This is a genomic window from Bradyrhizobium sp. C-145 (genome assembly GCF_023375135.1).
Lineage (GTDB): Bacteria > Pseudomonadota > Alphaproteobacteria > Rhizobiales > Xanthobacteraceae > Bradyrhizobium > Bradyrhizobium zhanjiangense.
Genome location: NZ_CP088150.1, coordinates 1,084,973 through 1,098,193 on the forward strand (window position 1 = coordinate 1,084,973; position 13,221 = coordinate 1,098,193).

The window sequence follows — 13,221 nt, forward strand, 5'->3', positions numbered from 1 at the left end:
CCAGATTCTACCGGTTATCGAACTCGTGGCCTCTGGGCCCCGGCTCTGCAGCGCTACAGCGCTGCGTCCGGGGCACGATAGCGGCGCCTACTTCCACACCGACTTGTCGGCGTCCCAGCGCTGGCCCTTCAGTTCCTTGGCGAGCGCCTCGACCGAGCCGTTGTCGTCGGGCAGATCGCCTTCCTCGTCGGCCGAAGCGTCGTCCGAGAGGTTAAGCTTGGCGCCGCTGCTTTCATCAGCTGTCGTGGTCGCGGGGCTGCCGATCCACAGCATCAGCTTGTCCGTGGTGCCGGGCTTGTCGGGCGAGACGAGCCCTGCGACCTCGATCGTGTCGGTGAGCTCGAGCGCCGGATGATCCTGGTTCGGCCGCTTGAACACCAGCTTGAGCTTGCCGGTCGCCGGGTTGAAGCTTTGCGACACCGGCTTTGCCGCGAGCGTCCTGCTCAGCACGCCCGCAACCGCGGTCGCGAGCTTGTCGCGGTTGATCTTGTCGCCATCGCGCCAGTCGGCGGCGGGGAAGCGGATGGTGCGGTCCATCTCGGTCATGCCTGCGGTCCAGCCCGCGGCGGTGACGCCGGGCATCGCCTTGAACTTTGCCAGCAGCGCTCCCGCGCGCTCCGGATCGACCGACATGTTGATGGTCTGCTCACCGGCGCGCAGCGCGTCGCAGCCGACATTGAGGCTGGCCAGCGTCACCTCAACCTCCTGGCCCTTCAGGCTCTTCAGGAAGTCGGTCGCGGCATCGAGCTTGACCTTGACCGCGATCGCCTCCGGCGAGACGTCGGTGAAATCCTTCGGCTGCGGCGTGATGCCGTCATCGGAGGTCTGGTTGTCGAGAAATTCCTTCTCGCTGAGATCGGAATTGTCGGGCGAGGTGACCTCGGTCACGGTCTGGCCGATCGTGATCTGGCCGCGGAACTCGAACATGTCCCCGGCCTGCTTGCGCAGCAGCTTGACGCTGACCGGCGCCTTCGCGCCGAAGCTCTGCGTCGTGCCCGTCAGGTTCTGGCCTGCGACCTGGAGATTGACGACGAAGCGGTCCTTCCGGTCGGAATTCTTCGCGACGGGATAGCAGACGTCGAGCACGGCCGCCGTAACCGTCTTGCCCTGGCGCGTCTCCTTCAGGATCACGTCGGCATTGCCGTCCATCAGCCCGTCGATCGAGGTGAAATAGCGCGTCTCGACGCCGCCGGGCGTCGTGGCCTTCGGCGACAGCTTCATCTGGGCGGAAGCGACCTCGGGCGAGGCGGCGAGTAAGGCCACCAAAAGGGCTGTCGAACAAACCGGAAGCGCGCGCATCGACGAAATCCTCGAGCAATCAGAATCGGGGCCACCGTAGTGGGTTTTGGCCGCCGGTTGAATCGGAAAGCGGAGGGGCAGGGTCGGCAAAAAAGAAGGCCGCCCGGAGGCGGCCTTCGTAACACTGGAAGGTGAGGATGGGCCTTAGAAGCCGCCCATGCCGCCGCCGGCCGGCATGGCGGGCGGGGCTTCCTTCTTCGGCATTTCGGCGACCATGGCTTCGGTGGTCACCAAGAGGCCGGCGACGGAGGAGGCGTCCTGGAGCGCGGTGCGCACCACCTTGGCGGGATCGATGATGCCCTTCTCGACCATGTCGACATAGTCCTCGTTCTGGGCGTCGAAGCCGAAGGTCTCGGACTTGTTCTCCAGGATCTTGCCGACGACGATCGAGCCTTCCACGCCGGCGTTCTCGGAGATCTGGCGGATCGGGGCTTCCAGCGCCTTCAGCACGATGTTGATGCCGGCCTGGACGTCGGCATTGTCGTTGGACAGGCGGCCGACCGCCTTCTTGGCGCGCAGCAGCGCGACGCCGCCGCCGGGCACGATGCCTTCCTGCACCGCGGCGCGGGTGGCGTTGAGCGCGTCCTCGACGCGGTCCTTCTTCTCCTTGACCTCGATCTCGGTCGCACCGCCGACGCGGATCACCGCGACGCCGCCGGCGAGCTTGGCGAGGCGCTCCTGGAGCTTCTCACGGTCGTAGTCCGAGGTCGTCTCCTCGATCTGCGCCTTGATCTGGCCGACGCGGGCCTCGATGTCGGGCTTCTTGCCGGCACCATTGACGATCGTGGTGTTCTCCTTGTCGATCACCACCTTCTTGGCGCGACCGAGCATCTTCACCGTGACGTTCTCGAGCTTGATGCCGAGCTCTTCGGAGATGAGCTGGCCACCAGTGAGAATCGCGATGTCCTCGAGCATGGCCTTGCGGCGGTCACCGAAGCCAGGCGCCTTGACGGCGGCGACCTTGAGGCCGCCCCGCAGGCGGTTGACCACCAGGGTGGCGAGCGCCTCACCCTCGACGTCCTCGGCGACGATGACGAGCGGCTTGCCCGACTGCACCACGGCTTCGAGCACCGGCAGCATGGCCTGCAGGCCCGAGAGCTTCTTCTCGTGCAGGAGGATGTAGGCGTCCTCGAGCTCGGCGGTCATCTTCTCGGCATTGGTGACGAAGTAGGGGCTGAGATAGCCGCGATCGAACTTCATGCCCTCGACGATGTCGACCTCGGTGTCGAGCGACTTGTTCTCCTCGACGGTGATGACGCCCTCGTTGCCGACCTTCTGCATCGCCTGGGCGATCATCTTGCCGATGGCGGCATCGCCGTTGGCCGAGATGGTGCCGACCTGGGCGACTTCGGAGGAGGCGGCGACCGGCTTGGCGCGCTTCTCGATATCCTTGACCACGGCCGCAACCGCGGAATCGATGCCGCGCTTGAGGTCCATCGGGTTCATGCCGGCGGCAACCGCCTTGGCGCCTTCGCGCACGATGGCCTGGGCCAGCACGGTCGCGGTGGTGGTGCCGTCGCCGGCGAGGTCGTTGGTCTTGGAGGCGACCTCACGCACCATCTGGGCGCCCATGTTCTCGAACTTGTCCTCGAGCTCGATCTCCTTGGCGACGGTGACGCCGTCCTTGGTGATGCGGGGTGCGCCAAAGCTCTTCTCGATGACGACGTTGCGGCCCTTCGGGCCGAGCGTCACCTTGACGGCGTTGGCGAGAACGTCGACGCCGCGCAGCATGCGATCGCGCGCGTCTCCGGAAAACTTGACGTCTTTGGCAGCCATTTCTGCAATCCCTCGTGTTTCGTGATGTATCTGCCGCTTGTGTTGCACCAATCCCGGGTCCGCAAGTCGAACCCGGCGGAATGATGGATGCCCGGATCGCGCGATCCGGGCATGACATTCAGCGGCCGTTCAGACGGATGGCCTTAGGCCAGCACGCCCATGATGTCCGACTCCTTCATGATCAGGAGCTCTTCGTTCTCGATCTTGACCTCGGTGCCCGACCATTTGCCGAACAGCACGCGGTCGCCGACCTTGAGGTCGATCGGGATCAGCTTGCCGGTCTCGTCGCGGCCGCCCGGGCCGACGGCGACGATTTCGCCCTGGGAGGGCTTTTCCTTGGCAGTGTCGGGAATGATGATGCCGCCCTTGGACTTTTCCTCGGCGTCGATACGTTTGACCACGACACGGTCATGCAGCGGACGAAATTTGGATTTAGCCATGACGTTTCCCTTTGGAGGCTCGCTTCGGAAGTAGTGGAAGTGGGTTGGGGCGGCGCTTCGGTCCACCCTCTTCCCGAGGATCGAACGGCACGCTTAGCAATCGGGCTTTCCGAGTGCTAATAGTGCGCCCGGAAATATGGCTTGGCCGCGATCCTGTCAAGCAAAGGTGGTTAAGCGATTGGTGAGGCGGATATAGGATGGTGGCATTGGAAACTCGTTCGGGGCGCCGGCGTATCAAACGACGGCATTGCTCCAGCGGCGGTTTTGCGCTTGGCTGCGGGAGGGGTGCGGCCATGGTCTTGTTCGGGGGAATGCCATGATCAGTTCAGCTCGCGCGCGCACGGTTGCCAATCTGGCCGCCGCGTCTTGTCTGGCGCTATCGCTGGGCGCCTGCGGCGGCGGCATGAGCCTGCCGTCCTTCTCGTCGTCTTCGCCGCCGCCCGAGGCTGAGCCCGGCACCGGCCCGGAAATGCCCGCGACGATCCGCTCCGACGAGATCGTCGGCCGCTGGGGCCTCGCCTCGTTCCAGAACCCGGCCGACCGCGCCCGCACCGAGGCTGCCGCCCGGGCGCAGTGCAAAAATCCCTATGTGATCACTGCCGGCTCCTCCGGCGGCGTGATCATGCATCTGGCCGACCAGGCGACCCCGCAGGAGCTGCGGCTGAAGGGCTCGCCGAGCGGCAAGAACTACATCGGCCCCGCCGGCCCGACGCCGGGCGAGCAGGACCGCGAGATCATCTCCTTCGATGGCCGCGTGCTGATCACCCGCTTCATCGACAAGGACGCCGCCACCCGCTACGGCAACATGGTCTACGTCCGCTGCGCGCCGAGGGCGTGACCGGGATTCCGGCCTAACCACGCGTCATTGCGAGCGGTAGCGAAGCAATCCAGTCTTTCCACGGTGACGGTCTGGATTGCTTCGCTACGCTCGCAATGACAGCAAACAAAAAACGCCGGCTTGCGCCGGCGTTTTGTTTTTCAGAATGACAAGTCCGCTCAGTCGAACAGCGCGTCGATATCGTCCTGCGAGGCATGGCCGACGTCGCCGGCGAGTTTCGGGCCGTTGAGGAGCTTTTCGTCATCGCTGCGGTTGTCGACAGGCGCCGGCACATGGGCCTTGATCGCGTCGACGCCGCCCCAGATCTCCATCATCGCATTGATGTGCTGCTCGATGAACTTCATCGTGGTCATGACCTTGCTGATGCGCTGGCCGGTCAGATCCTGGAAGTTGCAGGCTTCGAAAATTGAGATGACGCGTTCCTGGATGTCGTCGGCGAGCCGCTTCTGCTGATCGGCCGATTGCACCTTGGACATCGCGCTGGCCGCCTGGTCGATCGACTCGGCGGCTTCGAGGATTTGCTGCGTCGCCTGCTCGGTGCCGCCGACGACCGCGCCGAGCTCGCCATTGACCTTGGCCATTTCGCCGCCGTCGAAGCTCTTGCCGTGCAGCGTCGCGATCTCGCGCTTGGTGCGGTCGATGGCGTCGTGGATGAGGTCGAGCTCGACCTTCAGCTTCTCGCACTGCTCGATCTGCGCCCGGTAGGTCTCGAGCATGGTACGAGCTTCCGATAGCTCGTGGGCGGTGGAGGCGTCGATCGCCGCCATGGCTGCGCTGCCGGACAGGGGCATAGTGCCCTTCGCCATCTGTGCGCGGATCGCACGCAGCTCGGCCATGATCTCGCTATGCATCGGGATTGCTTCTTCGGTTACGTCAAGAATCGGCATCTCGCCACCGGCGATATCTTCGACGCGAAAACGCTTGCGGTGAACAGCCATCAGGATACTCCCCCCACCTCATTCACGCGTCTTTGTAGGCAGAAGCGATTTAACACGAAGTTCACAGCCGGAACTGTCGTGCGGCGTCGCGCGACGGCGCGCAAAGAAGCGATTAACCATGGCTGCGCTGCGTTCATCGAAAATAAACGCTGATCGCCAAATTGGCCCGCGCTTGACGACGTGGTGAATCCAAACGCCTGATACGTTTACCAAACAAAACGGCTTTTGCTTTTTATTGACCACGTCGCGGCGGCCGATCAGCCAGGCGCCTTCCTCGACGCATGTGATCTAGACGAAACAGTACAGAGTACGTCGATGTTCAAGAAAATGTCTGTCGCGCTGCTCGGCAGCGCTTGCACCTTCATTGCCGGCGCAAACAGCGCCAGCGCCTTCGACAACACCGTGCCGAACGATCCGCCCGCGGTGCTCTATGCGCCGCAGGTGCCGCCGGCGCCGGTGCGCGTCGCCTCCAACTCGAACATGGGCGGCGGCTTCATCGAATTCCTGTTCGGTGACGGTCCCGGCCGCGGTCCGGCCTATGCGCCGCAGCATCCGGTGTATCAGCAGCAGCCGGCCTATTACGATCAGCGCCGTCTGCCGCCGATGGGCGAGCCGCAGATGCAAGGCGGAGTTCAGCAAGGCGCGCTCCAGCAGGATGCGGTCGATCCGCGGCAGCGTCCGTTCGATCCGAAATTCGAGAAGCAGCTCGTTGACTATGGCGGCAAGGAAAGCCCCGGCACGATCGTGGTCGATACGCCGAACAAGTTCCTCTATCTCGTCGAGGGCAACGGCAGGGCGATGCGCTACGGCATCGGTGTAGGCCGTCCCGGCTTCACCTGGTCCGGCGTGAAGTCGATCACCGCCAAGCGCGAATGGCCGGACTGGACGCCGCCGGCGGAAATGCTCGCACGCCGTCCCGATCTGCCCCGGCACATGGAAGGTGGCCCGGAAAATCCGCTGGGCGCCCGCGCGATGTATCTGGGCTCCACGCTTTACCGCATCCATGGCTCCAACGAGCCCTGGACCATCGGCACCAACGTCTCCTCCGGCTGCATCCGCATGCGCAACGAGGACGTCATCGACCTCTACGGCCGTGTCAATGTCGGCACCAAAGTCGTGGTGATGTGAGGCGTTGTGCGCTTGAAACGAGCCGTCAACCCGCGCCGGCTCGCGATGCGCGGCATCGAAGGCGTTGCGTGCCGCCGGCGAACGCCTTCCAGCTATGCTCGCTGACGGTGCCGCGTCGACCCGGCAACGGAGCAGCGACGACGAGTTGATGAATGGGAGTGCGGTGCGCGAGCGGAGCGGTTCAGCCGCCGCGCCGACAGCTCTGCCTTCCTGATCCGCTCGTGCAGTCCCTCCAACTCGTACAATTCGGTGATGAGATGTGTCGTCACGTCGGATAAGGTTGCAATGCGCTGCTGAAGTGAACTCATTTTAAAACCCCGACTGTTGCCAAGAGCGGCAGCCACATCGTGTGTGGCATGAGCAACGTGTTCTTCCAGTTGAACACCCATGTCCGAATTTGGAAATCCGGGAGTCTACGGCCGCGCGCGTCAGAAAGTGATTTCGTTTTTCATGGTGAACTCGGGCGCGTCCGGCAACGTTCAGCTCAGTGTAAGCCAGCAACCGTGCGCATTAGTCATACTATATCGAACGGCTTCTCTGCGCGCGGTGGCACAAGAGGCGCTTGAGCTACGCCCTAAAAGAAAACGGCCGCCGAGAGGCGGCCGTTTCGTATCTACCGGGTGAATTGCTCACGCGTAATCGCTGCCGCCATCGTCGCCGCCGCCGAAATCGCTGTCGTCGCCGGTGTCCATGTTGTCGTCGCGATCGTCGCTGTAATTCTGGTCGTTGTTGTCCCGATCGTTCGACGCCTGATCGAAGAAGCCTTGGCGCGAGTCGTCGCGGCGGTTCGAGCCGATATCGTCGAGGCCCGCATCGCGCGCGAGCGAGCCGCCGGACTGGTCACTGCCGCCCCAAGGACTTCCACCAGCGCTGCGGTCGCCCAGGGCGTTGGTGTCGCCAAAGGCCTGCTGATGCGGTCCGCCCATCATGCCGCGGATGCTGGAGAGCAGCAGCGAGCCGCCGACGACGCCGGCCGCGGCCGCCGCCGCCGTGCCGAGGAACGAGCCGCCACCACCGCCGATCGGCGGCGCGCCATAACCCTGACCCGGACCCTGGCCGTAGGCCTGACCGTAAGGCGGCTGGCCGTAGCCCGGCTGGGTCTGCTGCATGGCCTGGCCGCTATTCCAGACCGGCCGCGAGTCACGCGGCGGCACGTTCGGAACCGAACCCCGTGACGGACTTCCGCCGAACAACGTCTCGCGCATGGAATCCAGGAAGCCGCCGGACTGCGCCTGCTCGGGCGCCTGCCCCGCTTCCAGCTCCTGGATACGGGCGTGGGCGCGCTTCAGCGCTTCGTCCTGCAACAGCACGGTCTGCACCAGCGCGTAGATCGCACCGGGTGCCTTGCGCAAGCCGTCGGAGATCGCGGCGGTTGCGTCCGGATCGCGCGGTGCATTTTCCAGTTTGGTAAGCCGGTCGAAAAGCTCGTCGACGAGCTGGCGTTCCTGCGGCGTCATGATCAATCTCCTTCGCGCGAAACCAAGCGCGCAGGAGATGTAGGGTTCCATTATGGCCCCAACAGTGCCGGCCGGATTAAATTTCGGTATGCGACAAGCTGCCCCGCAAGGCGGTTTTCGGCGACTTCATCCCAGCGTGACGCCGCTGTCCGCCAGCAGACGTGGGAACGCGTCGCCGGCGAAATAAGCGTGCTCGCGTTCGCGCACATCCGTCATCGGGTCGAGACCGACAAGAACGTCATCGACGAAACCGGGATGGCACATCACGAGACCGCCCTCGGGGAGGCCTTCCAGGAACTGCCGCATCAATGCGCCGAAATCGGCCGCCCGCGTGAAGTCGTAAGCCCCGGCGAAGCCGGGATTGAAGCTGAGACCGGCAGCGCCGGCGCGGCGGCGGAATTGCGCGCTGAGGATATCGAGCACCATGGCCTTTAGTGAGGCCAGCCGCTGCGCCAGCGGCAGGTTGCGTCCGCACTGGCGTACCCAGGCGTTCGGTGCTGTCTCGCTCACGGCATCGACAAAGCCGTCGCGCACCTGCGGATAGAGCTGCACATGCTGGTGGCCGTCGACGAAGTCGGGCGCACGCCCGAATGCTTCGGTGAACGCTGCGAGCTGCGCCTTCACCTCATTGCGAAAGAATTCGCGGTCGAGCCGCCGCATCAGTCCGGCGCGCAGCAGCTTCGGAAAGGCCAGGAACATGTCGCCGTCGAGAGGGCGGAAATGCATGGTGAGCGGCCGGAACGGTGCCGACAGCGTCACGTGCAAGCCGATCGCGCAGCGCGGGCTCGATTTGGCTGCCGCGTCCAGCGCTTCGATCTCGCTGCGCTGGATCGCCGGACCCACCATCATCACCGACGTGGCGTTGAGGCGGCCGCGTTCGATCAGGTCGCGGATGGCGCGGTTGACGCCCGGGCTGATGCCGTAATCGTCGGCGCAAAGCCAAATCCGCCGCAGGCCCGCGGCAGCACTCATTCGGCGGCCGTCCTTTTCGAAGCGTCGTCGGCGTTGTCGGCCTCAAAATGCTTCTCGCTGTGCTCGGCGACGAAGTAGATCGGGCGCGCCTTCAGCTCGGAGAGGATCTTGCCGATATATTCGCCGACGATGCCGATCATGATGAGCTGCACGCCGCCGATGGTCATCAGGCCGACCACGAGCGAGGGATAGCCGGGCACCTGCTTGCCGGTCGTGAAGACCTCCCAGAGGATGGAGAGGCCGAACAGGAAGGCGATACCGGCAAGAGCCGCGCCGAGCAGGCTGGCGAAGCGCAGCGGTGCCACCGAGAACGAGGTCAGGCCCTCGATCGACAGGCCGAGCAGGCGAGCGGCGTTGAAGGTGGTGACGCCATGGGCGCGCGGCGCCGGTTCGTAGTCGACACGGATCTGGCGGAAGCCGATCCAGCTGGCCAGTCCCTTGAAGAAGCGGTTGCGCTCCGGCAGCTGCCTCAGCGCTGCGACCGCGCGCGGTGAGAGCAGGCGGAAGTCACCGGCGTCCTCGGGAATCTTCTGCCGCGCGCCCCAATTGATCAGCGCGTAGAAGCCGTGCACGGCGAGCCGCCGCAGGAAGGGCTCGTTGTCGCGATGCGCCTTGGCGGTATAGACGACGTCGTAGCCGTCTTCGATCCAGTGCTGCACCAGCTGCTCGACCAGGGCCGGCGGATGCTGGCCGTCGCCGTCCATGAACATGACGGCGCCGAGCCGGGCATGGTCGAGGCCGGCCATCAGCGCCGCCTCCTTGCCGAAATTGCGCGACAGCGAGACCACCTGGACGCCGATCGCGTCGGCCGGCAGGCTGCGGGCGATCGACAGCGTCGCATCCGCGCTGCCGTCGTCCACATAGACGACCTCGCAAGCAAGGCGATAGCGCTGCCGCAAGGTCTTCGCGAGCTCGCAAATCCTCTGATGCAGGGCGGCGAGGCCCGCCGCCTCGTTGTAGACGGGGACGACAATCGACAGCCCCTTCGCGGCGGCGCTGGCCGCTGTGGTCGTCATGCCGGAAACGTCAGAGCCCAGCGTCATCGATCAAGGTTCCAGAGGCGTTTAGGTCTTCTCAACCGCATATGGTAGCAGCCGTTTGCTGTCGCTACGCTGAACAAAGCTAGGGCTCACCGCCCCAGGAACGCTTCGAGCTTGGCGAACAGCGGGTTCTCCCGGTCGAACACGTAGTCGAGCGAAACCACCGAGACGGTCTCGGCGCCATGCTCGCGCAGGAAACTCGCCAGCGCATAGAGCTGCCCCGGGGGGCAGTGCAGCGTCAGCATGCCTGACGAGGTCGGTCCGCCAAATGGGGCCTCCACGCCGAACCGGCTGTGGGCCTCGCCGAGCAGGGCGGCGTCGCACTGCCGGAAGCGGGTGCGGACCTCGCGGTATTTGTTGGCCCGCGCCCGCGCCGCAATGTGATCGAGGATGACGCGCGCGGTCTCGCGCGCCTGCGGCGACCAGTCGGCCTCCTTCGAGGCGACCAGATTGGCCTGGCTGCGCAGGATCACGCCGTCGTCGAGCACCCGCAAGCCATTGGCGGCGAGCGTTGCACCGGTCGTGGTGATGTCGACGATCAGCTCGGCGCTGCCGGCCGCGGGCGCGCCTTCGGTCGCGCCGGCGCTTTCGACGGTGCGGTAGTCGGTGATGCCGTGGCTCTGGAAGAAGGCGCGGGTCAGATTGATGAACTTGGTCGCGACCCGCATCCGCATGTGATGCTGCTCGCGAAAGCCGGTGGTGACGTCGTCGAGGTCGGCCATGGTGCGGACGTCGATCCATGCCTGCGGCACCGCGACGACGACATCGGCATAGCCGAAGCCGAGCCCCTCGATCAGCGACACGCGCTTGTCGGCATCAGCGATGTTCTCGCGCACCAGGTCTTCGCCGGTGACGCCGAGATGCGCGAAACCGCGGGACAGTTGCGAGGCGATCTCGCTCGCCGAGAGATAGGCGACCTCGACATTGTCGAGGCCCGCGATGGTGCCGCGATAGTCGCGGGCACCGCCGGCCTTCGACAGCTTGAGCCCGGCGCGGGCGAAGAAGGCTTCGGTGTTTTCCTGCAGGCGGCCCTTGGAGGGAACGGCCAGAACGAATGGCGCGCTCATGACTTAAGCTCCCACCTTGCGGCCGATCTTGGTCAGCGCGTCCACCCAGACCGAGAAGCCGACCGCAGGGATCGGCTGCGCTGAGCCGAGCTGGGTCATCAGCCCGTCATAGCGGCCGCCGGCGACCAGCGGCTCGGCGCCATTACCCCTGTGATGCAATTCGAACTCGAAGCCGGTGTAATAGTCGAGCCCGCGTCCGAACGCGGTCGAGAAGCGCGTCAGCTTCACGTCGATGCCGCGCGCCGCCATGAAGCCGACCCGGCTCTCGAGCTGGTCGATCGCAGCCGTGAGATCGAGCTTGGCATCGGTGGTCAGTGCGCGCAGCTCTGCGATCGCATCGTCGGGATTGCCTGCGATCGACAGGAAGCGTTTGAGCACGGTGATCGCCTCGCGCGGCAGCGCGCCACCCTTCAGCGTCGATTGCTCGAGGAAGCGGTCGGCGATCTCGGCCGTGGTGCGGCCGCCGACATTGGTGGTGCCGGCGATCGACATCAAATCGGTGACGAAGGCGAGCGCTGCCTTGCGATCGGAGCCGGCCAGCGCGGCGAGCACGCCCTCATATTCGCTGCGGGTCGCGGTGGCCGCGGCCGCCAGCCGCTCCAGGTCCTGCTCCAGGCTGATCTTGCGGTTGAAATCCTTGACCAGCCGGCGGCGCCAGACTGGATAGAGATCGAGCGCATCGAGCAGGGCGTTGAACAACGTGACGTCGCCGGTGCGGATCTCGACGTCGCCGACTCCGAAGGCGGCGGTCGCCTCCAGCGCCAGCGCCAGCATCTCGGCATCCGCCGCGGCGCGGTCCTGGCGGCCGAAGGATTCGATGCCGGCTTGCAGGAATTCGCTGGCCCGGCCGCTGCGGTAGCGGAACACCGGGCCGAGATAGCTGAACCCGGCCGCCTGGCCGGCACGGGCAGAGGCGAGGTAATCGCGCGCCACTGGAATGGTCAGGTCCGGGCGCAGGCAGAGCTCCTCGCCTGTGAGGTCCGTGGTCAGGTAGAGGCTCTTGCGGATGTCTTCGCCCGAGAGGTCCAGGAACGGCTCGGCCGGCTGCAGGATGGCGGGCTCGGCCCTGACATAGCCCGCCTGCGCGAACGACAAGAGCAGCGTGTCCGCCCAGGCGGCGGAGCCGGCAGCATTTGAGGTGGCAGTCGCGGTCATAACAGGGGTCCATTGACCCGGTGGAACCGGGCAGGCAAGGGGAGGCAAGGGAATTGGCGCAGCCCTTAGCATGGCCGGAAAGCGGTTTCGACCTCCAAAGGATCAATCGCTTAACGGCCGGGCAATTCATCGTTTCATCGTCAGGCCGACGGAAGCTAGCCAGTCTTGCCGCCCCAATCGCCCAACACCGCCTGCACCAGCGCCAGGGCCGCCACCGCGGCAGTGTCGGCCCGCATGATCCGGGGGCCGAGCGCCAGCCGCAGGATCTTCGGCTGCCGCAGCAGCAGCGCCCGTTCCTCCGCGGCAAAGCCGCCTTCGGGGCCGATCAGCACGTCGATGCCTTGGTCGGCCTCGCGCGCGTTCTGTAGGCTCTGAATGGGGCTTTCGACCTCCGCCGCCTCATCGCAGAAGATCAGCAGGCGGCCCGCGGCGCGCTGGCTGAGGTACCGCTCCAGCGGCACCGGCTCGGCCACCGCGGCGATGCTGAGGATGCCGCATTGCTCGGCCGCTTCGACGACGTTGGCGCGCATCCGCTCGGTGTTGACCCGGGAGGCCTGGGTGAACCGGGTCAGGACCGGCTGAAGCGTGGCGGCGCCCATCTCGATGGCCTTCTGCACCATGTAGTCGAGCCGGGCATGTTTGAGCGGGGCGAAAATGTAGGCGAGGTCGGGCAGTCGGTCCTGGGGCCGGGTCTGCTGGAGGATGACGAGGCCGTCCGGCCGCTTGCGGCCTTCGATGGCAGCTTGCCACTCGCCGTCGCTGCCGTTGAAAGCCAAAACCTCGGCCCCGGCGGCAAGCCGCAGCACATTGCCGAGATAGTTGCTCTGGTCGCGGTCGAGCAGGACCCTGGCGTCCTGGGCCAAGGGAGCGTCGACGAACAGGCGAGGGGCGCGAAAATCGTGGGAAGGCATCGTTCGAAGGTCCGATTTATCGCCGTTCTTAACCGAAAGCCGCCATTTCGGGGGTAAATATTGCCAAACTGGTGCGTCCCAGCGCCGCGCTCTTGCCCTATTCCACGGGTTGTTAAGCGCCGGTGGGAATCGTAGAAACGCGAACACGCTGGTTGCGCTTCCAATTGGGAAGGCGCCGAAACCGTAAGCTCCTGCCGGAG

The 13,221-nt window shown here is 65.3% G+C and carries 12 protein-coding genes; 2 read left to right on the top strand and 10 right to left on the bottom strand.

All coding sequences use genetic code 11. From position 1 onward, the window contains the following. Window positions 1-87 precede the first annotated feature (87 nt). The 3 genes from LRP30_RS05080 to LRP30_RS05090 all read right to left on the bottom strand — a co-directional run bounded on the left by LRP30_RS05080 (window position 88) and on the right by LRP30_RS05090 (window position 3,515). The gene (locus tag LRP30_RS05080; protein ID WP_249759547.1) at window positions 88-1,299 is read right to left on the bottom strand and encodes a hypothetical protein; all 1,212 of its coding nucleotides are present in this window, start codon (window positions 1,297-1,299) and stop codon (window positions 88-90) included. A 144-nt stretch (window positions 1,300-1,443) separates the two neighbouring features. Continuing rightward, entirely contained in the window at window positions 1,444-3,075 is a 1,632-nt protein-coding gene (groL, locus tag LRP30_RS05085) for a chaperonin GroEL (protein WP_128931374.1), read from the bottom strand. A 143-nt stretch (window positions 3,076-3,218) separates the two neighbouring features. Then, the gene (locus tag LRP30_RS05090) at window positions 3,219-3,515 is read right to left on the bottom strand and encodes a co-chaperone GroES (protein ID WP_091886950.1); all 297 of its coding nucleotides are present in this window, start codon (window positions 3,513-3,515) and stop codon (window positions 3,219-3,221) included. 316 nt (window positions 3,516-3,831) lie between these two features. Here LRP30_RS05090 and LRP30_RS05095 point away from each other — a divergent pair, with 316 nt between their 5' ends. Further along, the gene (locus LRP30_RS05095; protein WP_164939615.1) at window positions 3,832-4,353 is read left to right on the top strand and encodes a hypothetical protein; all 522 of its coding nucleotides are present in this window, start codon (window positions 3,832-3,834) and stop codon (window positions 4,351-4,353) included. A 158-nt stretch (window positions 4,354-4,511) separates the two neighbouring features. Here LRP30_RS05095 and LRP30_RS05100 read toward each other — a convergent pair whose 3' ends face one another. Then, window positions 4,512-5,291 (bottom strand): protein phosphatase CheZ, encoded by a 780-nt coding sequence (locus LRP30_RS05100; protein ID WP_128939845.1) that lies wholly within the window; start codon window positions 5,289-5,291, stop codon window positions 4,512-4,514. A gap of 315 nt (window positions 5,292-5,606) precedes the next feature. Between LRP30_RS05100 and LRP30_RS05105 the strand changes: the two genes are divergently transcribed. After that, the gene (locus tag LRP30_RS05105; RefSeq protein WP_249759548.1) at window positions 5,607-6,419 is read left to right on the top strand and encodes a L,D-transpeptidase; all 813 of its coding nucleotides are present in this window, start codon (window positions 5,607-5,609) and stop codon (window positions 6,417-6,419) included. Between the two features lie 629 nt (window positions 6,420-7,048). Here the strand turns inward: LRP30_RS05105 and LRP30_RS05110 are convergent. The 6 genes from LRP30_RS05110 to LRP30_RS05135 all read right to left on the bottom strand — a co-directional run bounded on the left by LRP30_RS05110 (window position 7,049) and on the right by LRP30_RS05135 (window position 13,021). After that, complete coding sequence (locus LRP30_RS05110; protein WP_249759549.1) at window positions 7,049-7,876, bottom strand: DUF2076 domain-containing protein; 828 nt, start codon at window positions 7,874-7,876, stop codon at window positions 7,049-7,051. Between the two features lie 126 nt (window positions 7,877-8,002). Beyond that, on the bottom strand, window positions 8,003-8,848 hold the full coding sequence (locus LRP30_RS05115; RefSeq protein ID WP_249759550.1) for a ChbG/HpnK family deacetylase: 846 nt from the start codon (window positions 8,846-8,848) through the stop codon (window positions 8,003-8,005). Continuing rightward, window positions 8,845-9,891, bottom strand: coding sequence for a glycosyltransferase family 2 protein (locus LRP30_RS05120; RefSeq protein WP_128931379.1), 1,047 nt, complete (start codon window positions 9,889-9,891; stop codon window positions 8,845-8,847). Before LRP30_RS05120 ends, LRP30_RS05115 begins: the two co-directional genes overlap by 4 nt. A gap of 86 nt (window positions 9,892-9,977) precedes the next feature. Then, window positions 9,978-10,955: an ATP phosphoribosyltransferase gene (hisG, locus tag LRP30_RS05125; protein ID WP_091886940.1), complete on the bottom strand. Its 978-nt coding sequence runs from the start codon at window positions 10,953-10,955 to the stop codon at window positions 9,978-9,980. A gap of 3 nt (window positions 10,956-10,958) precedes the next feature. Next, window positions 10,959-12,110: an ATP phosphoribosyltransferase regulatory subunit gene (locus tag LRP30_RS05130; protein ID WP_249759551.1), complete on the bottom strand. Its 1,152-nt coding sequence runs from the start codon at window positions 12,108-12,110 to the stop codon at window positions 10,959-10,961. 155 nt (window positions 12,111-12,265) lie between these two features. Beyond that, window positions 12,266-13,021, bottom strand: a complete 756-nt coding sequence (locus LRP30_RS05135) for a 16S rRNA (uracil(1498)-N(3))-methyltransferase (protein ID WP_128931381.1) — start codon at window positions 13,019-13,021, stop codon at window positions 12,266-12,268. Between the last annotated feature and the right edge of the window lie 200 nt (window positions 13,022-13,221).

Coding starts and splice junctions, on each gene's coding strand:
- hisG (WP_091886940.1), bottom strand. CDS start 10,955: ATGAGCGCGCCATTCGTTCTGGCCGTTCCCTCCAAGGGCCGCCTGCAG.
- LRP30_RS05130 (WP_249759551.1), bottom strand. CDS start 12,110: ATGACCGCGACTGCCACCTCAAATGCTGCCGGCTCCGCCGCCTGGGCG.
- LRP30_RS05115 (WP_249759550.1), bottom strand. CDS start 8,848: ATGAGTGCTGCCGCGGGCCTGCGGCGGATTTGGCTTTGCGCCGACGAT.
- LRP30_RS05080 (WP_249759547.1), bottom strand. CDS start 1,299: ATGCGCGCGCTTCCGGTTTGTTCGACAGCCCTTTTGGTGGCCTTACTC.
- groL (WP_128931374.1), bottom strand. CDS start 3,075: ATGGCTGCCAAAGACGTCAAGTTTTCCGGAGACGCGCGCGATCGCATG.
- LRP30_RS05090 (WP_091886950.1), bottom strand. CDS start 3,515: ATGGCTAAATCCAAATTTCGTCCGCTGCATGACCGTGTCGTGGTCAAA.
- LRP30_RS05095 (WP_164939615.1), top strand. CDS start 3,832: ATGATCAGTTCAGCTCGCGCGCGCACGGTTGCCAATCTGGCCGCCGCG.
- LRP30_RS05100 (WP_128939845.1), bottom strand. CDS start 5,291: ATGGCTGTTCACCGCAAGCGTTTTCGCGTCGAAGATATCGCCGGTGGC.
- LRP30_RS05110 (WP_249759549.1), bottom strand. CDS start 7,876: ATGACGCCGCAGGAACGCCAGCTCGTCGACGAGCTTTTCGACCGGCTT.
- LRP30_RS05120 (WP_128931379.1), bottom strand. CDS start 9,891: ATGACGCTGGGCTCTGACGTTTCCGGCATGACGACCACAGCGGCCAGC.
- LRP30_RS05135 (WP_128931381.1), bottom strand. CDS start 13,021: ATGCCTTCCCACGATTTTCGCGCCCCTCGCCTGTTCGTCGACGCTCCC.
- LRP30_RS05105 (WP_249759548.1), top strand. CDS start 5,607: ATGTTCAAGAAAATGTCTGTCGCGCTGCTCGGCAGCGCTTGCACCTTC.